This is a genomic window from Falsiruegeria mediterranea M17, from assembly GCF_900302455.1.
GTDB classification, from domain to species: Bacteria; Pseudomonadota; Alphaproteobacteria; order Rhodobacterales; family Rhodobacteraceae; genus Falsiruegeria; species Falsiruegeria mediterranea.
Genome location: NZ_ONZG01000014.1, coordinates 101,308 through 125,715, shown reverse-complemented (window position 1 = coordinate 125,715; position 24,408 = coordinate 101,308). Strand labels below are relative to the sequence as shown.

General features: G+C 57.3%; 21 protein-coding genes. 5 read left to right on the top strand and 16 right to left on the bottom strand.

Features of this window, described 5'->3' with window-relative positions:
- Window positions 1-5: 5 nt before the first annotated feature.
- From TRM7615_RS22335 to nrtS, 5 genes are all read right to left on the bottom strand, one after another.
- Window positions 6-722 (bottom strand): ABC transporter ATP-binding protein, encoded by a 717-nt coding sequence (locus TRM7615_RS22335; RefSeq protein WP_108791915.1) that lies wholly within the window; start codon window positions 720-722, stop codon window positions 6-8.
- A complete protein-coding gene (locus TRM7615_RS22330) occupies window positions 712-1,488 on the bottom strand; it encodes an ABC transporter ATP-binding protein (RefSeq protein WP_108791913.1) in 777 nt (258 codons plus the stop codon). Before TRM7615_RS22330 ends, TRM7615_RS22335 begins: the two co-directional genes overlap by 11 nt.
- Window positions 1,485-2,333, bottom strand: coding sequence for a branched-chain amino acid ABC transporter permease (locus TRM7615_RS22325; protein WP_108791911.1), 849 nt, complete (start codon window positions 2,331-2,333; stop codon window positions 1,485-1,487). The genes TRM7615_RS22330 and TRM7615_RS22325 overlap by 4 nt, the downstream gene beginning before the upstream one ends.
- Window positions 2,333-3,202 (bottom strand): branched-chain amino acid ABC transporter permease, encoded by an 870-nt coding sequence (locus TRM7615_RS22320; RefSeq protein ID WP_108791908.1) that lies wholly within the window; start codon window positions 3,200-3,202, stop codon window positions 2,333-2,335. Before TRM7615_RS22320 ends, TRM7615_RS22325 begins: the two co-directional genes overlap by 1 nt.
- Before the next feature lie 139 nt (window positions 3,203-3,341).
- Complete coding sequence (gene nrtS / locus TRM7615_RS22315; protein WP_207775260.1) at window positions 3,342-3,569, bottom strand: nitrate/nitrite transporter NrtS; 228 nt, start codon at window positions 3,567-3,569, stop codon at window positions 3,342-3,344.
- A 342-nt stretch (window positions 3,570-3,911) separates the two neighbouring features.
- Between nrtS and TRM7615_RS22310 the strand changes: the two genes are divergently transcribed.
- Window positions 3,912-5,603, top strand: coding sequence for an alpha/beta hydrolase (locus TRM7615_RS22310; protein ID WP_165821498.1), 1,692 nt, complete (start codon window positions 3,912-3,914; stop codon window positions 5,601-5,603).
- Window positions 5,604-5,678: 75 nt separating this feature from the next.
- Here TRM7615_RS22310 and cobA read toward each other — a convergent pair whose 3' ends face one another.
- The 10 genes from cobA to TRM7615_RS22260 form a co-directional block, all read right to left on the bottom strand.
- A complete protein-coding gene (gene cobA / locus TRM7615_RS22305) occupies window positions 5,679-6,503 on the bottom strand; it encodes a uroporphyrinogen-III C-methyltransferase (RefSeq protein ID WP_108791906.1) in 825 nt (274 codons plus the stop codon).
- A 15-nt stretch (window positions 6,504-6,518) separates the two neighbouring features.
- Window positions 6,519-7,496 (bottom strand): glycosyl transferase family protein, encoded by a 978-nt coding sequence (locus TRM7615_RS22300; protein WP_108791904.1) that lies wholly within the window; start codon window positions 7,494-7,496, stop codon window positions 6,519-6,521.
- Window positions 7,493-10,093 carry a nitrate reductase gene (locus tag TRM7615_RS22295; RefSeq protein WP_108791902.1) on the bottom strand — a complete coding sequence of 867 codons (2,601 nt, stop codon included), beginning with the start codon at window positions 10,091-10,093 and terminating at the stop codon, window positions 7,493-7,495. Before TRM7615_RS22295 ends, TRM7615_RS22300 begins: the two co-directional genes overlap by 4 nt.
- On the bottom strand, window positions 10,090-10,428 hold the full coding sequence (locus TRM7615_RS22290; RefSeq protein WP_108791949.1) for a nitrite reductase (NAD(P)H) small subunit: 339 nt from the start codon (window positions 10,426-10,428) through the stop codon (window positions 10,090-10,092). The genes TRM7615_RS22295 and TRM7615_RS22290 overlap by 4 nt, the downstream gene beginning before the upstream one ends.
- A gap of 22 nt (window positions 10,429-10,450) precedes the next feature.
- Window positions 10,451-12,907, bottom strand: coding sequence for a nitrite reductase large subunit NirB (gene nirB / locus TRM7615_RS22285; RefSeq protein ID WP_108791900.1), 2,457 nt, complete (start codon window positions 12,905-12,907; stop codon window positions 10,451-10,453).
- A 5-nt stretch (window positions 12,908-12,912) separates the two neighbouring features.
- On the bottom strand, window positions 12,913-14,598 hold the full coding sequence (locus tag TRM7615_RS22280; RefSeq protein ID WP_108791947.1) for an ABC transporter ATP-binding protein: 1,686 nt from the start codon (window positions 14,596-14,598) through the stop codon (window positions 12,913-12,915).
- Window positions 14,599-14,603: 5 nt separating this feature from the next.
- On the bottom strand, window positions 14,604-15,689 hold the full coding sequence (locus tag TRM7615_RS22275) for an ABC transporter permease (protein ID WP_108791898.1): 1,086 nt from the start codon (window positions 15,687-15,689) through the stop codon (window positions 14,604-14,606).
- Window positions 15,690-15,772: 83 nt separating this feature from the next.
- Window positions 15,773-17,143, bottom strand: a complete 1,371-nt coding sequence (locus TRM7615_RS22270) for a CmpA/NrtA family ABC transporter substrate-binding protein (protein WP_108791896.1) — start codon at window positions 17,141-17,143, stop codon at window positions 15,773-15,775.
- A gap of 267 nt (window positions 17,144-17,410) precedes the next feature.
- On the bottom strand, window positions 17,411-18,574 hold the full coding sequence (locus TRM7615_RS22265; RefSeq protein WP_108791894.1) for a CmpA/NrtA family ABC transporter substrate-binding protein: 1,164 nt from the start codon (window positions 18,572-18,574) through the stop codon (window positions 17,411-17,413).
- A complete protein-coding gene (locus TRM7615_RS22260; protein ID WP_108791892.1) occupies window positions 18,571-19,155 on the bottom strand; it encodes an ANTAR domain-containing response regulator in 585 nt (194 codons plus the stop codon). The genes TRM7615_RS22265 and TRM7615_RS22260 overlap by 4 nt, the downstream gene beginning before the upstream one ends.
- A 1,058-nt stretch (window positions 19,156-20,213) precedes the next feature.
- Between TRM7615_RS22260 and TRM7615_RS22250 the strand changes: the two genes are divergently transcribed.
- The 3 genes from TRM7615_RS22250 (at window position 20,214) to TRM7615_RS26275 (ending at window position 22,035) form a co-directional block, all read left to right on the top strand.
- Window positions 20,214-21,374 carry an iron-containing alcohol dehydrogenase gene (locus TRM7615_RS22250; RefSeq protein WP_108791945.1) on the top strand — a complete coding sequence of 387 codons (1,161 nt, stop codon included), beginning with the start codon at window positions 20,214-20,216 and terminating at the stop codon, window positions 21,372-21,374.
- On the top strand, window positions 21,374-21,829 hold the full coding sequence (locus TRM7615_RS22245) for an acyl-CoA thioesterase (RefSeq protein WP_108791888.1): 456 nt from the start codon (window positions 21,374-21,376) through the stop codon (window positions 21,827-21,829). The genes TRM7615_RS22250 and TRM7615_RS22245 overlap by 1 nt, the downstream gene beginning before the upstream one ends.
- An 83-nt stretch (window positions 21,830-21,912) precedes the next feature.
- Window positions 21,913-22,035: an aldehyde dehydrogenase family protein gene (locus TRM7615_RS26275; RefSeq protein ID WP_108791886.1), complete on the top strand. Its 123-nt coding sequence runs from the start codon at window positions 21,913-21,915 to the stop codon at window positions 22,033-22,035.
- 85 nt (window positions 22,036-22,120) lie between these two features.
- On the opposite strand, the gene TRM7615_RS22235 is transcribed toward TRM7615_RS26275, so the two are convergent.
- Window positions 22,121-22,999 carry a LysR family transcriptional regulator gene (locus TRM7615_RS22235; protein WP_207775259.1) on the bottom strand — a complete coding sequence of 293 codons (879 nt, stop codon included), beginning with the start codon at window positions 22,997-22,999 and terminating at the stop codon, window positions 22,121-22,123.
- Between the two features lie 139 nt (window positions 23,000-23,138).
- Between TRM7615_RS22235 and TRM7615_RS22230 the strand changes: the two genes are divergently transcribed.
- Entirely contained in the window at window positions 23,139-24,401 is a 1,263-nt protein-coding gene (locus TRM7615_RS22230) for a 2-methylserine hydroxymethyltransferase (protein ID WP_108791881.1), read from the top strand.
- Window positions 24,402-24,408 lie beyond the last annotated feature (7 nt).

Here is a 24,408-nt window from a genome sequence, read left to right as displayed (position 1 = left end):
GATTGTCATTCTGCAGCAACGCCGAGGTATGCCTCGTGAAGGCGCGGATCGTTGGCGAGTTTCTGGGCGCCGTCCGATATGATCAGCTTGCCGCGTTCCAACACGTATCCGGTGTTTGCAAGTGCCAGCGCCTGGTCGGTGTTCTGCTCGACCAACAGGATGGTCAGCCCACCTTTATTCAGATCGCGCAAAAGCTTGAATAACTGTTTCACAAACAGCGGCGACAAACCCAGGGACGGTTCGTCCAGCATCAGCAGATCGGGCTTGGACAGCAGCGCCCGGCCGATTGCCAGCATTTGCTGTTCGCCGCCCGACAGGCAGCTGGCCTGCATGTGACGTCGTTCGCACAAGTTCGGGAAACGGTCATAGATGGTTTCCATCTCATGACGGATCGCGTCGACGTCGTCGCGCTGATAAGCGCCCAGCAACAGGTTTTCCTCGATGGTTTGCGCGATCAAAATGCGCCGACCTTCGGGCACCAGCGCAAGGCCATCCTTGATGCGGCGACTGGGGGACCAGTTGGTGACGTTTTCACCCTCCCACACGACCTTGCCGTGGCTGGCCTTTTCCATGCCAAGTATGGCTTTGAGCAAGGTGGATTTTCCCGCGCCGTTGGCGCCAAGAACCGTGGCTATCTCGCCGCGCTTGATCTCCATCGAGAAGTCTTCGAGCGCGGGGATGCGGCCGTATTTGACGCTGAGCGAATTGATCTCAAGCAGCATTGTCTTGCTCCTCTGCTTCGACGCCCAGATAGGCGGCCTGCACCTTGGGGTTCTTTTCAACCTCTGCCATGGTCCCCTCGGAGACCTTCTCGCCGAAGTTCAGAACCACGACGCGTTCGCACAGGTTGCGGACGAAATGCATGTCGTGTTCGACCACCAGCAGCGTGACACCGTTCTGGGCGACTGTTTTCAGTTCGCGCATCAGCTCGTCAGTTTCAGTGGGGTTCAGTCCGGCCGCAGGCTCGTCCAGCAGAAGGATTTTGGGATCAGCCAGCAAGGCGCGCACCAAGTCCACCCGTTTGCGCAGGCCATAGGGCAGGGCGTCGACAGTCTCATTGGCGTAGTCGATCAGACGCGCTTCCTCCAAAGCCTCATAGGCCTGTTTCCACCATTTGTGGCGGCGGAGCATTCCAAAGGGTTGCAACATGTTGGCGACGCCACTGGCGTTGATGTGCTGGTCCAGGATCAGGTTCTCGACCACTGTCAGATGTTTCATCAGGCGCACGTTCTGAAAGTTGCGGCTGATGCCGTGAGCGATGCGTTCCTTGGATGGAACATCAGTAACGTCGGTGCCCTGGATCAGGATTTGGCCGCTTGTCACCGGATAGACGCCAGAGATCAGGTTGAAGATCGTGGTCTTGCCGGCGCCGTTCGGGCCGATCAAGGCCAGACGCTCGCCCTTGTTGACGCCAAAGCTGACATCGCGGGTCACTTCGAGCGAGCCGAAATTCTTGACCAGGTTCCGGATTTCCAATGCGTAGGTCATGCTGAAGCCTTTCCACCAAAGGGCGCTTTGAGTCGGCGCATCATGTTGGCGTTGATCATCCCCTGCGGGCGCAGCACCATGAAGCCAATGATGAAGGCGGCAAAGATCGCGTAGCGCCATTCCTCGCCCGAGCGGAACACTTCGGGAAGGAAGGTGAAGAACGCCGCGCCAACCAGAGGGCCAAGTACGGTTTGGGTGCCACCAAGGATGACGAAGAGAACCGTGTAGATCGAGATCAGGGCGCCAAAGCTTTGCGCTTCGACGTAAGACAGGTAATGGGCCTGCAACCCACCGGCGACAGCAGCCAGCATTCCGCCCAGAACAAATGCGGCCAGTTGCACATTCCTGACCTCGATCCCGAACAGATCGCAAACCGTCGGGTCGTTCTTGATCGCGGTCAGATACAGCCAGAACCGGGTCTGAGACAGGACAAACAGCAAGATCAGAAGGCCAATAGTGGTCAGTGCAATCGTCGGCATCTCGATATAGCCGTAGACCGGATAACCCTGAGCGGCGCCAACGATCTCCAGATTCAGGAACACCGCGACCAGGATCTGGCCAAGCGCAAAGGTCGCCAGCGCCAGATAGATGCCCGAAGTGCGCAAAACCGGAATGCCGATGATCAGTGCGATCAGGCCCGACGCAAGCGAACCAACAAGAATGGCAACTCCGATGGGCAGGCCATATTCGTTGCTGAGAAAGGCGGCCATATAGGCCCCAACGGCCATAAACCCTGCGGTGCCCAGATTAAGTTGCCCGGCGACAAGCGGCAGCGCGGCCGAATAGGCCATGATGACGTTGATGGCGAGAATGACGATAAGACCGTCGATGTATCCACTGAACATCACAGTTTCTCCCGTACTTGAGCGAGACCAAAGAGGCCCTGTGGGCGCACCATCAGAATGATGAGCAGCAGCCCATAGACCGACAGGTCAACGAAATCGGAACCGAGGAAGTAGATCGACATGACCTCGGCCAGCCCGATCAGCAGGCCACCGGCAATGGCACCCCAGACCGAGCCCATGCCGCCGATGATCATGGCCGAGATGCCTTTGAATCCGACCTCCTCACCCATGAAGGGTGAGACCTGGCTGTAGTTGACCGCAAAAAGCATGCCGCCGATGGCCGCGACGGCGCCCGAGATCAGAAAGATCAGCGGTACAACGACGTTCACGTTGATGCCCAGGAATTCGGCGGTGGTGGTGTCTTCGGCAATGGCGCGAATGCCCCGGCCGACGCGCGTTTTCTTGAGAAAGCGGCTGATGCCGATGACGATGGCAATCGACAGGACAAGCCCAAGCAATTGCGCGGAGCCAATCACCAGATCACCTAGCTTCAAGGTCGCGTTGGGGATGACCTTGGGAAAGGCTTGTTGGTCCGAGCCGTAGAACACCAACAGGATCTGTTCGAACAGGATCAGAAACCCAAGCGAACTGACCAGGGGCACCTCGTGGTCTGATCCCTTCATCCAGCTGAAGGTCAGCTTTTCGACGACCAGAGCACAGGCGCAGGCAATCAGAAATGCCAGCCCAAAAGCCAGGAGCGGCGGCACGCCCATCGAGATCAACACCCAGGAAATCATGCCACCAAGCATGAACAATCCGGGGATCGAAAAATTCAGAAAATTCAGGATGCCGATGCTGAGCGTGAACGCCACAGCGATGAGGACATAAACAGACCCCAGCATCATCCCGTTGATTAGTTGTTGCAACATCCGTTGAGGCCTCCTTGCGGGTTTGGTAGTTAAACTAGAGTGAAATTTCACAACATGTCAACAAGGCGATTCCGAATGAAAACAGACGATTAAGAGAATTGTGGTTCGTAGTGGTGGCGGTGCCTTTGACCAAATTGCGTCAAACAGAGTCGCGTTCCATAATCGCCAAAACCGACGAATAGGTCGAAACGCAGAACGGCACGCAATAGCTGACCATGGCCTTGATAAGCTCGGAATGTGTCAGTGTTCCGGCAAGAAGTTTATCGGCGTAGTTGATCGTAAAGAACACGGTTCCCACCACCAAAGCGACACGAAGAGCACGATTGCGAACGGACGGTTGTCGGGCAATGTGAAGGAAGGTTTTCACCTGCGGTCTCCAGTCTGGTTTTCGTTTCAGGCCTTATAAAGGCGCAGTGAAATGTCACAAGCGAAGGGTACTTTCACGTGCCCTGTTGTGCCGTCCGGACTTGGCGCCGAGGGAAAGTGCGGAGCGACTGACTTGGAAATTCAACCCGTTAGTAGAGAATGGCGGGAAATTGCGCAACAAGAGAAATTTCACTAACATTTAACAAGCTTGCGCGCTAGGGTCCGCCAAAGCAAACGGCGTTAGATGAGTCGCAGGGGTTTGACCTTGTCTCGGCCCACTGCCCGGCTCACTTGCCGCCTATGGTCGCCGCTTGCTTGGACAAAAGGATGAATGGAGACACTCATGACGAAATCATTGCCACAGTCCCTGCATCGCCGATTGATGGCAGGCGTTGCAGGCCTGGCCTTTTGCGCAGTGGGCACAGTGGGCGCAGCTGCTGCAGATGGACTGAATAATGCCGAGGCCGAACCCAAGTATGCTGTTGGCGTTGCAGCCAATTTTGTACGCGATTTCAGCAAGCCGTTCGATGCATGGGGCAGAAAGTACAAGTCTGACGAATACCGTGCATGGTTGGACGAGGTTGACGCCAGTGGAACACCGCGTACCACCGTGACGCGGATCTATTACCCCACCGCAAAGGGGCAGGGGGTTGCCAAGGGCCGCGCTGCCACGACGGTTCCTTCGCCGTTGCCTGCGGCGGCAGAAGGCGAACAGATCTCGGTCGCGGGGCTGTTTTTGGGCGATCAGGATTTCGCCGAAATGGCGTTTTCGACCTATGGACCGCAACCTGTCGTCGAAGGTATTTACCAAGCCTATGAAAACGCGCCGGTCGCAGAAGGGGCCTTTCCCCTGATTGTTATGGTGCACGGGCTGGGTGGTTCGATCCACACCTGGGCATCAGCCGCCGAGTATCTGGCCGCGCAGGGGTATATCGTTGTGACTGTTGCGCTGACTTCGGAAAGTGGTGCGTCGCCTGTGTTCCACGATCCGGATTCCGCTTGGGCCAAGGGCAAGTCGCTCGACGAGATTATTGGTGCCTACCAGCTGCGCGTGGCAAACTCGTACAGCACCGTATTCGCGAATTTCTTCAAGTATCTCTACCAATTCGAAGGCCCCGTTTCTTTTGAAAACATGCCTGACCCGTCTGACCTGACGCCTACCCCTGAAGGCGCGCTTAGGTCAGGTCAGTTGATGGCAGACCTGTTCAACCAGCGTGTCGAAGATGTGGCCAGCGTCATTGCAGAGATGAAGTTTCTGAATGCGCCCAAGACCGAATGTGAAGTGGGCCTTGTTCAAGCGGGATCGTCAGAACCCCTCTGTGGGATGTTCACAGAACACGTCGATGTCGAGCACGTCGGAGTCATGGGCCATTCTCTGGGATCGATGACAGCCCAAGCGGCCGCGGCATTCCTGGGTGACGTGGATACTGCCGTGGGGTTCAACAATGGCATGCCGCGTCTGTGGGAACCCTATGGCGGCATTCCTTGCAATCCTGAGGAAGGGCGGCCCGCAGGCGTTCAGAAGCCGTTTTTACAAGTGATTGGGTCCGACGACTTTTTTGTCCATAACGTGTTCCGCGGCATTCACGGCAACCTCTACCGTGCAGCAGGCGGTGATCCTGCTGACAACTACCCGTTGGCGGATGAGCAGCCATGGCCGACCAAAGACAACCCACAGCCCGTCGCCCGCTCGGCTTTCAACCGAGCAACGGCGGAAAAGATGCTGGTGATGTTCCGTGATCAGGGTCACGGGCACACGACCGACGATCAGGAAGGGGCATTCACGCCAGGTCACCCGCTTCAAGGTATGCGCCTTCCGTCGACACCGGATGCTGCGCCCGAGCCGTATCAGATCATGGGTTGGATCAAGGATGGCAAAAACGATGTGTACCTGCCCCATCTGATGCGCAACTACTACCTGACCAATTGGTTTGACTGGACCTTAAAGGGCGACGAACAGGCCCGCGCAGCACTTGTAAACCACCCGTTTGATCAGGGTGTACAGCACCTGCTTGAGGAAGGTGTTTCCAACTGACGGTCATCGCCCTGTCCAGAGCTCGGGCAGGGCGGTTTTCTACATTTGGGACAGCAACGGAGCCCAGACACGTACTTATGCCATCGTGACAAGGGCAGGGGACGGCTCGGGCAGGCTGTTGTGGTCCGAGTTTTCACTGAGCGAGAAAAACAGAATGGCAGGATTGGATATATTCTGTTCCGCGATCACCTTGGCCAGACGGTGCGCACAACACTGAGCGGTTTTTTGTTGCCGAGTCTCGGCATGGGAAACGATGTCGACAACTGTCTTGTGGGCAAGACCTGCGCTGTCAAGAAGATCAACGATGTCACGGGCTTTCGAAACACCCATATAAACTGCGACCCGCGCACCGCTTGCAAGGAGGCGCACCCAGTCCGGCGGCGTGGAGTGGTCCGCTTTGTGAGCTGTGGTCAGAACCAATGTGTCATTGCGACCTCGCTTGGTCAGAAAAGTCCCGGTCGCAGCTGCTGCTGCGCTCGCAGCCGTCACTCCGGGAACGATTTCCACAGCAATTCCCTCGGCCTGCAGCGCTTCGGCCTCTTCAGCGCCACGTGCAAAAACGCCAGGGTCGCCGCATTTCAGACGGACCACCCGTTCGCCACGTTTGGCGGCAGCAACAAGACCGGCGTTGATCTTGGCTTGAGGCCAACTGTGGCGGCCCGGTGCTTTGCCCACATAGACGCGTTTGGCATCGCGCCGGGCCAAGTCAAGCAGGTCTGGGTCGATCAAGCGATCATAGAAAATCACATCGGCGTCTTTTAGGCGCTGCGCCCCGCGCAGAGTGATCAGATCACGGGTTCCGGGACCTGCTCCGACCAGGGTCACCCGAGCAGGTCGAACTGCAACGTTGTCTGGCACTCGGCGTGTGGTGACGTTCAGGGGCATCGGAAAGAGTTTCATCAGTGAATTTCCTTGTTACGCCGCCGACCTGACACTGCGACAAGCCCAAAGATCTTGTGCAGCCTCGCGGGCGGCATCCACTTCCAGGTCGCAGGTCATAAGGGCCAAGGTGGCGGTGCCTATCACGCAGGCAGTGGCAAACGGATCTTCCTGCGCGCCGTGCCAGAGTGCCGACAGGCAAACCGGGGGTAAAGTCGGTTCGTGCAGGCGGCGTGAAGCGTTGACCAGTTCCGGAACGATGGTCTCAAATCGTGCGCCTTTGCGGAGTCCCATCAGGGTTAGGGATTTGCCAGGATGACGCTCGAACTCGCCGCCGCCGCCCTTGATGACCGAAAGCGAAGTCTGACCAAGAATTTCTGCCGCGTCGCTTTGAAGATCACGATAAGAGGGATGAAAGACGCCCTGGACCATGGCAGGGGCATCGGCCGGATTGAGCATGCGCAGCACGGTGTTGAGGCACGAGCGCAGACCCAGATCATCTCGCAGACGCAGCAGGTCAAGCGCAGGCGCATGCAGGGCTTCGGCCGGAACATAGACGATTGCATCACGTTGTAGCAAAGCCTTGGCCTTAGCAGGTGTATGGGCCTGGGCGATGCCAAGATCGGCCAGCCCGGCCCGAACCGACGCCACCGCCAGTTGGTGCGAATTCCAACCGTGCAACAAAACCGGATAGCCAGCCGAAGCCACCAGCTTTGCGGCCAACAGGAACAGCGGGGCACCACGTGTCCGGCCTGCTGCGTATGAGGGCCAGTCCAACGCAACCGGTAGCCCGGTCCAATTCTGCACATCAACACGCAGCGCGTCGGTGAAGCCTGCGATTTCAGGCGCTGTTTCACCACGGTAGCGCATCAACATCAACAGCGCGCCAACGGCTTCAGGGGCGGCCGTTTTGCTTAGGATGATTTCCATCGCATCGCGTGCCTCTTCGCGGCTCAGCGACCGTGATCGGCCCGGTCCGCGCCCGAGAGTTTGGATATGCGTGGCCAGGTTCATTCCGCAGCCACCGGCTTGGGGATCGCTGCGATAAGAGTCGCCAATTCCGGCTTGCAAGAGCCGCAATTGGTGCCGGCACCAGTGCGCTGACAAAGCTCTGGGACAGTCTGCGCCCCATTGGCGAATTCCGCGCGCAATGTGTTGATCCCAACGTCGAAGCAGGCACAGACCGTGGCGCCGGGATCAGGTTGATCCGCCCCCGCGCGACCGGCCAGCGCGGCAAGGGTAGAAATGTCCTTGCCCAAAAGCCCGGCCACATGGGTTCGAGCAACAGCAACCGGCTGTTTGGCAGCAAAAAACAGTGCCTCAATGCGGCCGGCTTGATGCAACGCCACTCGGATCAAACCGGTGGAGTGATCTTCGAGCAATGCCGCGTCGCTGTGAGTGCATCCAGTGATGATGCGAGCCATAGCGGACCAATCCTCAGGTGGGGTCGGATCCGCCAATTCTGCGCGCCAACCCAGGGGGCTTGGGGCGAGCGCCGCATAGGCCGTGGTCGGCGACAGGGGCTTGAGTGAGACGGCAAAGCCGAACCAGGCCATGTCCGCCCTCTTTACACTCACGGCGCCATCTTTGCTGGCGGGCTGGCCCGAAACCGGATCTGTTGCGGGTGCAACCAGCGGATTGACCCGCCCGGCATGGCAGGTTTGTGCGGTCCAATGCATCGGAACAAAGATCGATCCCTTGCGGGCATTGGATGAGATCAGAACCCGCAACAGGGCGTTGCCATGTTCCGTTGCAACTTCGGCGAGGTCGGCGTCGCGCAACCCATGCGCCATCGCGTCCTCGGGGTGAATTTCCACAAAGGGTTCGGCGAGATGCGCCGACAGTCGGGCGCTGCGGCCTGTGCGGGTCATGGTGTGCCATTGATCGCGGATGCGGCCTGTGTTGAGTGTCAGCTCTGACCGGACCACAGGGGCGGGCTGCTCCACCGGAACCATCTTGGCCCTGCCGTTGTCGTGAAAGAAAGCGCCGTCGGCAAAAAAGCGGCCACCATGGGCGCCTGCTTGCGGCACGGGCCAGCGCACAGGCTGCAACAGGTCGTAGTCAAGATCGGTCAGACCGGCCAAACCGCTGATATCAAAATCGCGCCCAAACCGTTTGGCTAGCCCGGAAAGGGCGGCGTGTTCGCGAAAAATTTGAGCTTCGTTTTGGTAGTCAAATCCGTCAAACCCCATACGGCGCGCCACATCAGCAATGATTTCCCAATCCGGGCGCGCCTCGCCGGGCGCAGAAAGAAACGGCCGCTGACGCGAGATCATGCGTTCAGAGTTTGTAACGGTGCCAGACTTCTCACCCCATCCCGCCGCCGGCAGGAGCACATGTGCCAGATCGCCTGTATCGGTGCGTTCCAGAATGTCGCTCACCACGACAAATGGCACGCTGGCGATTGCATCAGCCACACGATTTGCGTCGGGAACCGAGACAGCGGGATTGGTAGACATGACCCAGAGCGCCTTGATCTTGCCCTCACTGCAAGCCTGGAACAGGTCGATGGCCTTCAATCCTGGTTCAGAGCAGATTGTGGGGCTTTGCCACGCGTCCTGCACCGCAGCCCGATGGTCTGGGTTTTCGATATCAAGATGACAGGCGAGCATGTTGGCCAGCCCGCCCACCTCGCGGCCGCCCATGGCGTTGGGTTGGCCGGTGACAGAAAAGGGGCCCATGCCGGGGCGTCCAATTCGACCTGTGATCAAGTGGCAATTGAGGATTGCGTTGACCTTGTCCGTGCCACACACAGACTGGTTTACGCCCTGAGAATAGACGGTCACGACGTTCTCGGTTCGTGCAAACAGCCGAAAAAACTCGGTGATCCGGTCGGGATCAACTCCGATAGCTTCCAAGGAGGATCTGCGCGCGGCACTCAATGTCGCTGCAAATCCGTCCACGTGGGCTGCGACGTATTCTGTGTCGACACAGCCTACATCCACCAGATGCGTCAGCAGTCTGTTGAACAGCGCCACGTCACCGTCGCTTTGCACAGGGATGTGCAAATCGGCGATGTCGCAGGTGGCGGTACGGCGCGGGTCGATGACCACGACCCGCATTTGCGGGCGCCGCGTCTTTTCTGCCAGCAGCCGCTGGTACAGAACCGGATGACACCAGGCCAGGTTGGTCCCGACCAACACAACAAGGTCGGCCTGTTCCCAATCCGCATAGATGCCGGGGACGGTATCGGTACCAAATGCACGTTTGTGCCCCGCCACAGACGAGGCCATGCACAGCCGGGAATTGGTGTCGATGTTGGCTGCGCCGATGTAGCCTTTCATCAGCTTGTTGGCGACATAGTAGTCCTCGGTCAGCAACTGGCCCGAGGCATAGAAAGCAACGCTGTCGGGACCGTGTTCTTTGATCGCAGCGCGGAACTTGTCGGCCACTAGGTCAAGTGCCTGGTTCCAGGTCGCATCAACGCCCTGAATGCGAGGGCGCAGAAGGCGGCCATCCAGACCGATGGTCTCCCCAAGCGCCGAGCCCTTGGAGCAGAGCTTGCCAAAGTTGGACGGGTGGTTCGGGTCGCCTACGATTTCGCCATCCGGGCCGGCCAGGACGCCACACCCGACCCCGCAGTAGGGACATGTGGTACAGGTCTGAGTCATGACGTGACCCTCGCGGCACCCAGCACCTCGCTGGTTAGAAAAATACGCCCGTCCTGCAGGTACAGGTCCCAGACCCGCAAATGGCCGTCATCCGCCCCTTGGGCCACACCGGACCTTAGGTCGAACACCCAATTGCGCATCGGATCGGTCACGCAAGTTCCATGTTGAATGCCGTTAGACAGCGGACCGGCTTTTCCTGGCAGCCACTCATCAATGGCAAAGATCTGATCATCGGCGGTCCGAAACACGGCGATCTCTCCCTCTGGGGTACGGACAACACGCGCGCCCCGCTGCGGAATGTCTTCGAGGGTACCGATATCTATGTACTGGCTCATGTCTATTTCGCTTTGCATAGGCTTATTCCGCAGCCACCGGCAGATCGGTCAGATCTGCCAGAGGTTTGAATTCGTGGGCGTCTTTGCCCTTGATGGCGCGTTCGGCCCAAGGATCGACCTGAAAAAACTGCTGGGAATAGTGGAACCGGTCGGCAAGTGCCTTGCGGTTCAGGGGGTTCTCGACAATCTGATCCTTGACCCAGTCCAGACCAACCTTGTTGATCCACTTGTAAGGGCGGTGCAGATATTGCGCGCCCTCACGGTAGAGTTGATAGAACGCACAGGAGTATTCCAGGGCTTCGTTCTCGGTGGCAACCTGTGCCAAAAGCTGTGCTTCCAGCAGATCGAGGCCCGCCGCGCCACCAACCAGAATCTGATAGCCGCTGTCGACACAAACGATCCCAAGATCCTTGCAGGTGGCTTCGGCGCAGTTCCGGGGACAGCCGGTCACCGCCAGCTTGAATTTATGTGGCGACCAGGCGCCCCACATCCGCTCTTCGAGCTTGATGCCAAGTCCGGTGCTGTCCTGAGTGCCAAAGCGACAATGATCTGTACCCACGCAGGTTTTTACCGTGCGCAGACCTTTGGCATAGGCTTGCCCAGACATCATGCCGGCCTGACCAAGATCATACCAGATCGCAGGAAGGTCTTCTTTCTTGATCCCAAGCAGGTCGATGCGCTGACCGCCCGTGACCTTGACCGTTGGGACGTTGAACTTGTCCGCTGCATCCGCGATCGCACGAAGCTCATTTGGCGTAGTGATCCCGCCCAGCATGCGCGGGACAACCGAATATGTGCCGTCTTTCTGGATGTTGGCATGCACACGCTCATTGATGAAGCGGCTCTTACCGTCGTCGGCGTATTCACCAGGCCACGCGCAAACCAGGTAATAGTTGAGCGCCGGGCGACAAACATGACAGCCATCCGGCGTCGACCAGTTCATCTCTTGCATCGCCTGAGGCATTGATTTCATCTTGCCTGCCACAATCAGTTTGCGCACTTCGTCGTGGCTGAGATCGGTGCATTTGCAGACAGTTTCCTTTTCGGGCATGGCAAAATCGTCACCAAGCGTGACGGACAGAAGCTGTTCGACCAGCCCGCTACATCCACCGCAAGAGGACGCTGCTTTGGACGTGGCCTTGACCGCATCCAGTGTATGGGCGCCCGCCTGAATGGCGGCGACCACGTTGCTTTTGGATATGCCGTTGCAGCCGCAGATTTCTGCGTCATCCGGTAAGGCTGCAACGGCTGCCATAGGGTCCAGGGGGTCGCCCCCCTGAAACGACGGCCCAAACATCAAGGTTTCGCGCATCTCCGAGATGTCTTCGCCATCCTTTATGAGTCCAAAGAACCAGTTGCTGTCGCTGGTGTCCCCATAGAATACGGCCCCAACAAGCTTGTTGCCCTCGATCACCAGCCGCTTGTAAACGCCGCGCGCCGGGTCACGGAAAACGATGTCTTCGCGCCCTTCGCCATCAGCAAAGTCGCCGACCGAAAACAGGTCGCATCCCGTCACCTTGAGTTTTGTCGAAACCTCTTTCTGGACAAACGTCGCCGGTTCCCCGATCAGCGTCTTGGCCAAGACCTTGGCCTGTTCGTAAAGCGGCGCCACAAGCCCAAAGACCGCGCCGTCATGTTCGACACATTCGCCAAGCGACAGAATATGGGCGTCTGACGTGATCATCTGGTCATCCACATGGATGCCTTTGCCCACCGCCAGCCCTGCATCTTGGGCCAAGGCCACATTCGGGCGAATACCAACGGCCATCACCAGAAGGTCACAAGGCAATTCCGTACCGTCATCCAGCAACAGTGCCCGTAACTGACCATCGTCGCCAACAATCTCCTTAGAATTGGCCGAACACATCACCTTGATGCCGCGATCTGTCAGGGCCTTGCGCAGCAGATACCCGGCAGCCTCGTCCAGTTGACGTTCCATCAAATGGCCCATGATATGGACCACGGTGACATCCACGCCGCGAGCTTTGAGCCCGGCTGCGGCCTCCAGTCCCAGAAGACCCCCACCGATCACCACAGCCTTTGCATCCGGTTTCGAGCCGAGCGCAATCATTCGCTCGGTGTCTTCGAGGTCTCGATATGCGATGACACCGTCAAGGTCATGACCTGGCAGCGGGATGATGAAGGGATTGGACCCGGTTGCAATCACCAGCTTGTCGTAGGACAGAACATCGCCGGTTTCCGACGTCACGGTTTTTGCGACCTTGTCGATCTCCGCGACCTTCTCGCCAAACCGGCAATTGACGCCCTGCGTCTCGTACCAATCTGCCGAATGGGTGATGATCTCTTCATATGTCTTTTCGCCGGACAGGACCGGAGACAGCATCAGGCGATTGTAGTTGCCGCACGGTTCCGCGTTGAACAGGGTGACGTTCCAACTGTCGCCGTCCTGATCCAGCACCTCTTCGAGCGCGCGGCCCGAGGCCATGCCAGCGCCGATGATTATTAGGTTCTTCTTCATAGGTCTCACTCCGCGGCAATGGCCTTGGCCGATTTCGGCTTGGGCTTTGCGCCATGTTCATATTCCTCAAGGAAATCCAGAACGTCCTGGCGATAGGCGTAATAGTCAGGATGCTCGAGCAGAGCTTTGCGACTGCGTGGACGTGGCAGGTCGACGTCTACGATCTTGCCAATCGTGGCCTGCGGTCCGTTGGTCATCATGACCACGCGATCGGCCAAAAGGATCGCTTCGTCCACATCGTGCGTTACGCATATCGCCGTGACCTTGGTGCGGTCCCAAACCTCCATTAGCACTTCTTGCAGCTCCCAGCGTGTGAGGCTGTCGAGCATGCCGAAAGGTTCATCCAGCAGCAGCAGCTTGGGGGACAGAGCAAATGCACGGGCGATGCCCACACGTTGCTTCATGCCGTTCGACATCGAGCAGGCCTCTTTGTCCATGCTGTCCGCCAGACCAACCCGCTCCAGATAATATTCCACCACGTCCTGGCGTTCAGCCTGAGAGGCGCGGGGATAGACCTTGTCGACCCCGATCGCGACGTTTTCCTTGGCGGTGAGCCAGGGAAACAGATTGGGTGACTGGAACACCACCGCGCGTTCCGGGTCAGCACCGACCACCCCCCGGCCATCCAGGTTGATGACGCCCTTGGACACGTCGTTCAAACCTGCTGCCATGGTCAGAACCGTCGATTTGCCACAGCCCGAGTGACCGATCAGCGAGATAAACTCGCCCTTGTCCACCTTCAGATCGAAGTCTTCGACCACGGTAAGCGGCCCCTTCGGGGTCGGATAGATTTTGTGAAGCTGCGAGAATTCCAGATACCTGTCGATCCGCTGGCTCTGCTTGGCCTTCACATCGGCCTGAGCCTTGGGGATATTGTGGATCGCCGTCACGTTCGGCAGACTGCGTGACCCTTCAACCTTGGCTTCAATGCCTACGGTCATCAGGTGTTTCGTGATCTCGGCCCGCAGTTTCTTGAAACCCTCATGATGGTTCATTTCACCCCGCTCGCGCGGACGTGGGATCGAAACTGTGAACTCCTCGCCAAGTGTTCCGTCGGGGTTGAGGGCGATGATCCGATCCGCCAGAATTATCGCCTCGTCCACATCATTGGTGATGAGGACGCAGGTCTTTTTGTCGGCATCCCAAATGCGTTCGATCTCATCCGCCAGATTGGCACGAGTCAGCGCGTCGAGCGCTGAAAGCGGCTCGTCCAGCAACAGAATTTCCGGATCCATGGCTAGGGCACGGGCTACATTCACCCGCTGGCGCATCCCACCAGACAATTCGGCCGGACGTCGTGTGGCGGCGTGGGAAAGCCCCACCATTTTGACGTAATGTGCCACTTTGTCGGCCCGGCTTGCCTTGGTCAGATTTGGGAACATCGTGTCCACTGCCAGGCTCACGTTGCCATTGACCGTCAACCACGGCATCAGCGAGTAGTTCTGAAAGATCACCCCCCGCTCAGGACCTGGGCCGGTGATGGGTGATCCCCGATAGGTGATCTTGCCCTTGGTCGGTGCTTCGAGACCGGCCATCAGGTTGATCAATGTTGTCTTGCCCGTGCCCGAAAAGCCGAGGAGTACGAGGAACTCACCCTCTTCGACCTTCAGGTTGATGTCCTTTAGCACCTCAGTGCGTTTTGCACCTTCGCCAAAGCTCTTTGAGACATTTTCGAATTCAAGAACGGCCATGGCGATCACCGGTTGTTGGAAAAGGTGAAGAGCGACTGGATGGCGAACATCAGGCGATCCAGCAGGAAGCCGATGATGCCGATGGTTAAAACAGCCACCATGATCTTGGCCAACGATTGCGAAGATCCGTTCTGGAACTCGTCCCAAACGAATTTTCCAAGACCAGGGTTTTGTGCCAGCATTTCGGCAGCGATCAGCACCATCCAGCCCACGCCAAGCGACAGGCGAAGACCGGTAAAGATCAAGGGCAGGGCAGAGGGAAGAACCAGTTTTGTGATCTTGGTCCAGGTGCCCATTTTCAAAACCTTGGAGACAGAAACCAGATCCTTGTCGATCGACGAGACACCCAAGGATGTGTTGATCAGCGTTGGCCACAGCGAACACAGCGTCACAGTGATCGCCGAGTTCAGAAAGCTTTTCGAGAACATGCCGTCATTGGTCACGTAAACCGCCGAAACCACCATGGTGACAATCGGCAACCACGCCAACGGGCTCACGGGTTTGAAGATTTGGATCAAGGGATTCATGGCTGCGCTTGCAGTGGGGGACAGACCCCCAAGGATCCCCAGTGGGATCGCAATGGCCGACCCGATCAGAAATCCGAAGAAAACAGTTTTGATCGAGGTCCAGATCTGGTCGTAGTAGGTTGGCTTGCCGGTATAGACCCGTTCCTTGACCTTATCCTCTTTTCCGGCGGCGATCAGCTTGGCGTTGCGCTGGTCCTGACGCTCATAAAAGGCGGCTTCCTTGTCGCGCTCGCGCAAGTGATCGGCATGTAGGTTTTCCACTTGCTCCCAGACCTGCGTTGGGCCGGGAATGGCCCCCAACGACGTTTGCACGGTCGGCGCCAACGACGCCCAGACAAAAAGAAACCCTGCAATAGCCAAGAGAGGCACGCCAAGCAGGCGCCAGATTTCTTTGGCCTGGGCTTGTGGGTTGTCCCCAGCGACGGCCTTGAGAACGGGCGTGAGCCAGGACAGCCCAAGAACCTGGAACCAGGCGTCTGCCTTGTTGATGCGGGTGAAAAGTCGTTCCTTACGGGCCTCTTTGGCCTCTGATCGGCTCAGTGCTTCGGGGTCAATTGCAGTCATGTGCTGTCCATTCAAATCAGTAGGGCACTTTCATGGGATGGTGGGTGGGGCGACGCGTCAGCGAGCGCCGACCCACAATCACATCATCCCTGCACTTCGTTGCCGACGACTGTCTGGTCGCCCTTTAGGCCGATGGGCAGGCTGTCGAGGTATGCATTGGGGGATTTGCCGTCATAGCCGATGCCGTCGATGATATCTTCGGCCGGGGTCGGTGCCTTGTACCCATCCGATGCAAAATCAAACATGTCTTCTGTGGCAAGCCCGTCGTCGATCAGCGATTTGGCGGCTTCAAGGTAGATTGCGGGTTTGTAGACCGACTTTGCGACCTCGTCATACCAGCTGTCCGATTTGGCTTCGGTGATCTGGCCCCAACGGCGCATCTGGGTCAGATACCAGACTGCGTCCGAATAATAGGGGTAGGTGGCGTTGTAGCGGAAAAAGACATTGAAGTCAGGAACTTCGCGCTTGTCCCCTTTTTCATATTCAAAGGTACCGGTCATGGAATTGGCGATCACGTCATAATCGGCGCCGACATATTCCGATCGACTGAGAATTTCGACAGCTTCAGGGCGATTGGCATTGTCGTTTTCGTCCAGCCAGATTGCCGCCCGGATCAACGCCTTGGTGACGGCGATGGTGGTATTTGGGTTCTCCTGCTGAAACTCAGCCGACAAGCCAAAAACCTTTTCGGGGTTGTTTTTCCACAGTTCGTAATCGGTGATCACCGGCACGCCGATACCCTTGAACACGGCTTGCTGGTTCCACGGTTCTCCCACGCAATAGCCGTGGATTGTGCCGGCCTCCATCGTCGCGGGCATCTGCGGGGGCGGCGTCACGGACAACAGGACGTCCGCGCCAATCTGGCCGGTAATGTTCTCCTCCGAGTAGAAACCCGGCTCCAGTCCGCCAGCGGCGAGCCAATAACGCAGTTCGTAGTTGTGGGTCGAAACCGGAAACACCATCCCCATATTGAACGGCTTGCCCTGATCTTTATAGGCCTCGACAACCGGCTTCAGCGACGCGGCCGAGATCGGGTGGATCGGCTTTCCATCAGCGTCGTGTGGAACATGCTGCTTCATCTGCTTCCAGACTTCATTGGACACAGTGATGCCATTGCCGTTCAAGTCCATCGAAAACGGGGTGATGATGTGCGCCTCGGTGCCAAAGCCGATGGTGGCAGCAAGCGGTTGACCCGCCAACATGTGGGCACCATCCAGCTGACCGTCGATCACGCCGTCCAGAAGCACCTTCCAGTTCGCTTGCGCCTCAAGAGTGACAAACAGGCCTTCGTCTTCGAAATAGCCCTTTTCATAGGCCACAGCCAGCGGCGCCATATCGGTGAGCTTGATAAAGCCAAATTTCAGCTCGTCTTTTTCAACATCCAACATTTCCGCCCAGGCCGGGGTGCTGAGAGCGGTGGTTGCGACCAAGGCAAAGCGTGCCAGTTTCTTCATGGGTTCAATCCTTGTCCTGCGGGGCAGGTGCCCCGTTGACCAAAAAAAACCGCCCAGTTCAGAAGGCACCTCTCGGAGGAGAGAGGGAGTGCCAGTGAACTGAGCGGCGTTGCTCGTGTTTTTCCCCGTCCGTGGGGAAGAAACCCAAGACATCTTTGCCTTGGCGTTGGGTCTAGATTAGCGGCTATTGCTGCATCGCGGCATCATCATCTGTGCCATTTGCAATGACTTTATGGCTTTTTGCTGCACTTGCATAAATATCGGGCACTAATCCCTGTCCGGGTCGAAAATCGCGCCATCAAAAAAGTAGTCCGGCTGCAGAATCAGCCCGCCCCGGGTCGACGCAACGGCGGTGGGATGCGTTAAGGCACCCTCTTGCTTGTCAGACGCCCCAGGCAGGTCAATACCGATGGCGCCCATGACCTCGCGATAAAGATCACTGCGAAACACTTGCCGCGCATGTGCTATAGCTTGTCCAAGCTCTAGCCCGTGCCGGTGCGCAAGATTACTGCCAATCCATTGCGCCTGTGACCGCCATGGAAAGTTGGCCGCCCCAATATTGAAATGAAGAAAGCCGGGGACTTCTGTACCGAAAGACCGTGCTTGCGCCAAAAGGTGCCCCTTCATCGCGCGTTCGATCACATCTGCCGGCAGCCCAAGATATTCCTGCCGCGCCAAAATGTCGGTCGCAATTACGCGATTGCCTGGATCTTGGAGCCAGCAACCCGCGTGATAGACAGCGCGCATCAGGGCGGCGATCTGATCGGGGTTGTCCTTGATCCAATCCCGCCGCGCAGCCAGAACCTTTTCCGGGCTGAATGCCCAGATCGATCGCCCGGCAAGGATCAATTCACCAGCTTCGGCATCAACCGCGCGCGAGCCCCAGGGCTCTCCGACACAAAACGCATCCACCTCGCCTGATTTCAGGGCCTCGCTCATCATCGGTGGCGGAACCGAATGAATCTCGATCTGCAGATCGCGCCCGCGCAGCCAGTATTCTACCAGCTCGCGATGCATGGAAAACGGAAACGGGACACCAAAACGGATCGGCCCCTGTGCTGCTTGTTCCAGGGCGTCGGCCACGGCATAGGCATCTTCCAGATCCCGGTTCCAACCAATCGCCCGCATGTGTGCGATCAGGGTGTTGCTGGCGGCCAGAACGTTTCCATTCACCGACAGCACCATTACAGCATGTATGTCAGCTTTTACTCCGCCAAGCCCCAGAGACATGGCAATGGGCATCGGCGACAACATATGCGCGGCCTCAAGGTGCCTCATCGCCAACATGTCCCTCAGCGCCGACCAAGAGGGCTGCTTCAAAAGCTCCAGAATGATCCCTTCCTTGGCTGCAAAGCCAAGCTCGCGCGCAATCACCAGCGGCGCGGCATCGACCAGGGGGACAAAACCGCAGTGCAGAACCGACCGGGTCATCGCAACAGCTCCGAGGCCGTCACCAAGGCCTGCGCCACATCAATCAATCGTTTGCCCTGATCCATCGCGGCTTTGCGCATCAGGCGATAGGCGTCATCTTCGGACAACCCTTTGGCCTGGATCAGCAGGCCCTTGGCCCGATCAATTGTTTTGCGTTCAGCAAGTGCTTTTTTGGCAGCCTCCAACTCGGATTGCATCTGTGTCATCATCCGGAACCGGGCAATCGCAGTTTCCAGAACCGGCCGGATGCGTTCGCCAGACAAGCCGCCGACCACATAGGCGCTGACCCCGGCTTGAATGGCGGCCGTCGACAACTCGGGATCGCTTTCGTCGACAAACATCGCCACCGGCCGCTGACGGGCGCCCGACGCTTCGCTCAGGGTTTCCAGCGTGTCACGACGGGGGTTTGCGAGGTCGATCAGAACCAGATCAGGTTCAGTTGACGCCAATGTCTGGGTCAAGGAGGCATCATCGGTGATAACAGTCACATCAGCCCACCCCCCTTGGTGCAGGGCTTCTGTGATCTCCTTTGCGCGCGCTGCGTCTTTTTCGACCACACATATGCTAAGCGGATTTGGCATAGGCTCCGCGTATCAAGCCGTTGTCGAAATGTTGCACTGCGGCGCAGGAAAAAGCTTGGATGGCGCCTGATAGCCTTATTTTCAGCCGCTGGTGCCAAGTATTGCACATTCTTTGAGCGCAACTGTCGGGCTCATCAGTCTTGTGTCAGCATTCCTTCCAATCAAAAGGCCAACGTCACGCACCCGTTCTACTAACGGGCAAGAGAAACCGTTGATTCCGGATAAATGCAGAAACTGCCGCGTCAACCACTGTCGACGCGTCAAGAAGCTCAGGCAACTCACAATCTGGCTTGGTGTAGCAAGTTTGTTTTTCGAGATAGAGCCGCCGATCCGGTTTCGGCCCTGACGATACATATCCGATGCGACGCGCCCGCCTTACCATCAGTTCGCACATCCGTGCATCTACCTTATCATTCTCAGGAATAATAAGGTCGCTGTACATCACAAGTTTGATGATAAAACGTGGTTCTTGCAGCCCATTATTCCCGAGAGGTCGGGTGCGATCTTGGGCGTTAACCGGATTGTCTGCAACGGCGCGTCACCTGACCAGCAGATCTCTGGACAGCGGTTGGTAGTTAGAATTAGCTTGAGGATTTATTTCACATAATGTGGATTATAAGGATTAATGCTTGCGCGAGGCGCATTCCGAACCGGGTTGCGAGAAACTCCCAAGCTTGTTGAAGAACAAGGAGAACGGACATGATCCCTAGAGAGCGGGATTTGTCTCAGAGATACGCATTCAAATGCCGAGTTCTTGGACAAACACATGACCAACATCTTCAAAGCACATGGCAGGAACCCGCGATACTGCCGTCGTTGATGATGGGCATAAAACACTGGGCGAAGTGTCCCTCGTCTTTGTCGTACCTGAAAATGACGCAGCGCCAGACCTAGACTCGGTTTGAAAATTTTGCGCCCATGGTGTGTCTTCATACAAACTGCTCAATGATCTGAAACGATCTGCGCAATCCAACGCACTAGATCGGGCAAGATAATGCGGTTCAAGATGCGTGACCTTTATGAAGCGGACGTACGCGCCACAAGCCAAGGATTTTGACATGAACCCATTTACTTTCAACACCACGAAATCGCTGGTTTTCGAAACTGGTGCAGCTGCGCGTATGGCCGAGGTCGCGGGCAAGACCCTGGGACTGTCGGTCATGTTGGTCACCGACCCCGGTCTGCGTAAGTTGGGGATGATCGACTCGGCGGTCGCCTCGCTGGAAAGCGCCGGGCACACAGTGGCGATCTTTGACGCGGTAGAGGCCGACCCATCGCTGGATACCGTGATGAATGCGGTTGAATTTGGACGCACAGCAGGGGCGACGGGGCTTTTGGGATTCGGCGGCGGCTCGCCTATGGACGTATCAAAAATTGTCGCGCTTTTGCTGGGATCGGGCGAAGATCTGGATGGGGCTTGGGGCGTGGCGCAAGCCAAGGGGCCGCGTCTGCCGCTGGTTCTGGTCCCCACCACCGCAGGCACCGGGTCCGAGGTTACTCCGGTTTCAATCATCACCGTGGGTGCCGAGGAAAAGCGCGGCGTTTCCAGTCCGGTGATCTTGCCAGACGTTGCCATTTTGGACGCGGATCTGACCACCGGCCTGCCCGCGCATATCACGGCCGCCACTGGCGTTGACGCGATGGTGCATGCAATCGAGGCCTATGCCTCAACCTCGGCCAACAACAATCCCCTGTCCAAGATGCTTGCGCGCGAGGCATTGCGGCTTTTGGGGGCCAACATCGAAACCGCCGTCTTCAATGGCTCGGACAAGGACGCGCGCGGGGCTATGTTGCTGGGGTCAATGTTGGCCGGTCAGGCCTTTGCCAATTCTCCGGTCGCCGCTGTCCACGCTCTGGCCTATCCTATCGGGGGCACGTTCCATATCCCGCACGGGCTGTCGAACGCGCTGGTGCTGCCGCATGTGTTGCGCTTCAACGCGCCGGACGCACATGGGCTGTATTCTGAAATCGCAGCGGATGCCTTTCCGCATTTGGCCCAGGTCGAAGGATCTCAAGCCCGTTGCGCCGCGTTCATCGATGCGCTTGCAGAGCTGTCGGCAAAACTGGGCCTGCAGACCCGGCTGCGTGACGTGAACATCCCCGAAGACGCAATCGAAAAGATGGCTTCGGACGCGATGATCCAGCAGCGCCTGTTGGTGAACAATCCACGCGAAGTGTCGGAACAAGACGCCCTAAATATCTACAAGGCGGCCTGGTGATGGGCGGTAGGAAACCTGTCACCACCCGTGCGGATTATGCCGATTTCTATCCGTTGCAAACCCGGTGGATGGACAATGACACCTACGGCCATATGAACAACGCCGTCCATTACGCGCTGTTCGATACCGCAGTGAACGGTTGGCTGATTGATCGCGGGCTGCTTGATCTGCGCAGCAGCGAAACCTACGGCCTGGTGGTGGAAACCGGCTGCAGATACCACGCTGAAATCCGGTTTCCCGATCGGTTGACCGCTGGCCTGCGCGTGGCACGGCTGGGCTCAAGCTCGGTCAAATATGAGGTGGCCCTGTTCTGCAACGAGGATGATGCAGCGGCAGCCGAGGGCTTCTTTGTCCATGTCTACGTGGATCGCGCCACCCATCGCCCTACCCCGATCGACGAGGAGCGGCGCGCTGCGTTCACGACCTTGATGAATGAACCCGACTCATTACCCTGAACCTGCAAACCGTAGCCTGCAAAAACCAAGGTATTCGTTGGCGCGCTACACTTGAGCTGCCATGACTGGCAAAGCGCGCGGCGATGATCCCCCGTAACGCGGGTCAGACCTGTATCCACGCAAAACGCTTCTTCGTGCAAGAGGGCAATCACGACGTGCTCATTGCTCGCCTAACTCAGCGCAAAAAAGCCGAGCGTGCGCGATGAGTGCACACACTGGCCTAGTTTCGACCGAAGTAGATCCGTTCGGTCCATCTCATCAGCCTTCAAATGAATTTTCTAAAGGCCGGATTTACTGGCTCATAGCTTGAACAAGCTTCGGCATTGCGGGATTGTTTTGAAACCGTGTTGCCACATCCATAACCAGGCTACGATCCAGGGATACCTTCTCGGGGAACGGTGCGATCAGGGCACCTGAACCCAACTTGGCCAGCACCAATGCCTCGTGTGCCATCAGGATGCCAGCGCCGTGGCATGCCTCTTCAAGCGCAACGCTGAATAGCGAATAGGTCGGTCCACGTGCGCCGCGTCTGCCAACTTCGGGGAAGTTTCTCAACCATTGTTCCCAATCCCCAGTCCATGTGGAATCGTGAATAAGCGTTTCGTCTTCCAAATCGGAAACAGAGTTGAGGCGGGCAGCTATCTCAGGGGTACAGACGGGAAAGATGCGATCCTGGAACAAGGCAGTTTCGGTCTTCTCCAGCGTTCCGCTCTTGAAGAAAATCGACACATCATAAGGTTCACGAGCCAGATTGGGCGGTGACTCGACCGCAACGACAGAAACCGAAATGTCTGGTGCGATCCTGCGCAGTTTGCCCAGTTTTTCTGATAGCCAAAGTTGGGCGATCGAGGGGAGCGTGGCAATCCGGATCTTGTTGGGTGTGCCCTTGGTACGAAGAGATTGAATCGCACCACCCAGCATATCGAACGCGGCGGTGAATTCAGGCAGCAACTCTTCACCCAGGGGGGTCAGTTCAACGCCTCTTTTGTGCCTTACGAAAAGTTCACTTTCTGCCCATGCTTCCAGCGCCTTGATGTGCTGTGTAATGGCGCCCGGTGTCACACTGAGTTCGTTGGCTGCCGCGGCAAAACTTTTCAGGCGCGCCGCACTTTCAAATGCACGCAAGGCGTTTAGATGCGGCCCTTTCGGACGAGGAGGAGATACAGACATTGATTACTTTGATTGAGTTTTTCTACGGTTAAAAAATAGCAATACTGATTTGTGCCGTCTACGGTGTTCGACCGATAATGGGCAAAGTTGCTGCAGACCATGCAGTGTCCCCCATGATGTCAGCTAAAGGACAATCGTCATGACGGCACATTTCCACACTCATGTCGCCGATGTGGATCCATTGATCGCAAAGGCCCTTCACCGCGAAAAAGCACGCCAACAGGATCAAATCGAACTGATCGCCTCTGAAAACATCGTCAGCCGCGCGGTTCTTGATGCCTTGGGGCATGAAATGACGAACAAAACGCTCGAAGGATATCCAGGCAACCGTTTTCATGGTGGCGGCAGGTTTGTCGATGTCGTCGAACAGGCGGCGATAGATCGAGCCAAACAGTTGTTTGGGTGCGACTATGCAAATGTGCAACCGCACTCGGGCAGCCAAGCCAATCTGGCTGTGTTCTTTTTGCTGCTACAGCCGGGTGACAGGGTACTTTCCCTGGATTTGGCGGCTGGAGGGCATCTCAGCCATGGTTTGAAGGCCAATCTTTCGGGTCGATGGTTTGAGGCACATCATTACGGTGTCGATCCAGACACCGAGGTCATCAACTACGATGACTTGCAACGACAAGCGAAAGAGATCAGGCCGAAGCTCATTATCGCAGGGGGGTCAGCCTATCCGCGTGAGATCGATTTTGCCCGGATGGGACAGATCGCCAAATCGGTTGGCGCCAAGTTTCATGTGGATATGGCCCATATCGCTGGTCTGGTCGCCGGGGGCGTCCACAACAGCCCGTTTCCCCACGCCGACATCGTAACCTGCACGACAACCAAAACCCTGCGTGGTCCTCGTGGGGGACTGATTTTGACCAATAATGAAGACTGGTTCAAACGCCTGCAATTCGCTGTCTTTCCTGGTGTTCAGGGCTCTGTGCACACGCAGGTTCTGGCGGCCAAAGCCATCTGCTTAGGTGAGGCGCAATCGTATGAATTTAAGGTCTACGCAGCGCAAGTCAAAGCCAACGCTAAAGTGCTAGCAGAAACCCTTGGAAATCGCGGAATACGGATCGTGTCCGGTGGCACGGACACGCACATCGTGCTGCTGGATCTAAGCACCAAGGGGCTGACCGGAAAACAAGCCGAGTTGATTTTGGAACACGCCAACATAACCGCCAACAAGAACGCCATTCCAAATGACAGTCCACGTCCACCTGAATGGGTTGGACTGCGATTGGGAACAGCGGCCGCGACAACTCGGGGAATGAAAGCCGCCGAATTCGCAGCTTTGGGGGAGACCATCGCGGACTTGATCGAAACCGATGCTTCCGGAAACCAAGAAGAAACGATTGTCAGAAGCAGATTGCGCGTTGAGCAGCTTTGTAGAAGCTTCCCGGTTTATGCATAGTAAGCGT

Bases quoted from the DNA above. Each gene is read 5' to 3' on its own strand.
- TRM7615_RS22335 (WP_108791915.1), bottom strand. From the start codon at position 722: ATGCTGCTTGAGATCAATTCGCTCAGCGTCAAATACGGCCGCATCCCC.
- TRM7615_RS22330 (WP_108791913.1), bottom strand. From the start codon at position 1,488: ATGACCTACGCATTGGAAATCCGGAACCTGGTCAAGAATTTCGGCTCG.
- TRM7615_RS22325 (WP_108791911.1), bottom strand. From the start codon at position 2,333: ATGTTCAGTGGATACATCGACGGTCTTATCGTCATTCTCGCCATCAAC.
- TRM7615_RS22320 (WP_108791908.1), bottom strand. From the start codon at position 3,202: ATGTTGCAACAACTAATCAACGGGATGATGCTGGGGTCTGTTTATGTC.
- TRM7615_RS22310 (WP_165821498.1), top strand. From the start codon at position 3,912: ATGACGAAATCATTGCCACAGTCCCTGCATCGCCGATTGATGGCAGGC.
- cobA (WP_108791906.1), bottom strand. From the start codon at position 6,503: ATGAAACTCTTTCCGATGCCCCTGAACGTCACCACACGCCGAGTGCCA.
- TRM7615_RS22300 (WP_108791904.1), bottom strand. From the start codon at position 7,496: ATGAACCTGGCCACGCATATCCAAACTCTCGGGCGCGGACCGGGCCGA.
- TRM7615_RS22295 (WP_108791902.1), bottom strand. From the start codon at position 10,093: ATGACTCAGACCTGTACCACATGTCCCTACTGCGGGGTCGGGTGTGGC.
- TRM7615_RS22290 (WP_108791949.1), bottom strand. From the start codon at position 10,428: ATGAGCCAGTACATAGATATCGGTACCCTCGAAGACATTCCGCAGCGG.
- nirB (WP_108791900.1), bottom strand. From the start codon at position 12,907: ATGAAGAAGAACCTAATAATCATCGGCGCTGGCATGGCCTCGGGCCGC.
- TRM7615_RS22280 (WP_108791947.1), bottom strand. From the start codon at position 14,598: ATGGCCGTTCTTGAATTCGAAAATGTCTCAAAGAGCTTTGGCGAAGGT.
- TRM7615_RS22275 (WP_108791898.1), bottom strand. From the start codon at position 15,689: ATGACTGCAATTGACCCCGAAGCACTGAGCCGATCAGAGGCCAAAGAG.
- TRM7615_RS22270 (WP_108791896.1), bottom strand. From the start codon at position 17,143: ATGAAGAAACTGGCACGCTTTGCCTTGGTCGCAACCACCGCTCTCAGC.
- TRM7615_RS22265 (WP_108791894.1), bottom strand. From the start codon at position 18,574: ATGACCCGGTCGGTTCTGCACTGCGGTTTTGTCCCCCTGGTCGATGCC.
- TRM7615_RS22260 (WP_108791892.1), bottom strand. From the start codon at position 19,155: ATGCCAAATCCGCTTAGCATATGTGTGGTCGAAAAAGACGCAGCGCGC.
- TRM7615_RS22250 (WP_108791945.1), top strand. From the start codon at position 20,214: ATGAACCCATTTACTTTCAACACCACGAAATCGCTGGTTTTCGAAACT.
- TRM7615_RS22245 (WP_108791888.1), top strand. From the start codon at position 21,374: ATGGGCGGTAGGAAACCTGTCACCACCCGTGCGGATTATGCCGATTTC.
- TRM7615_RS26275 (WP_108791886.1), top strand. From the start codon at position 21,913: ATGATCCCCCGTAACGCGGGTCAGACCTGTATCCACGCAAAACGCTTC.
- TRM7615_RS22235 (WP_207775259.1), bottom strand. From the start codon at position 22,999: ATGTCTGTATCTCCTCCTCGTCCGAAAGGGCCGCATCTAAACGCCTTG.
- TRM7615_RS22230 (WP_108791881.1), top strand. From the start codon at position 23,139: ATGACGGCACATTTCCACACTCATGTCGCCGATGTGGATCCATTGATC.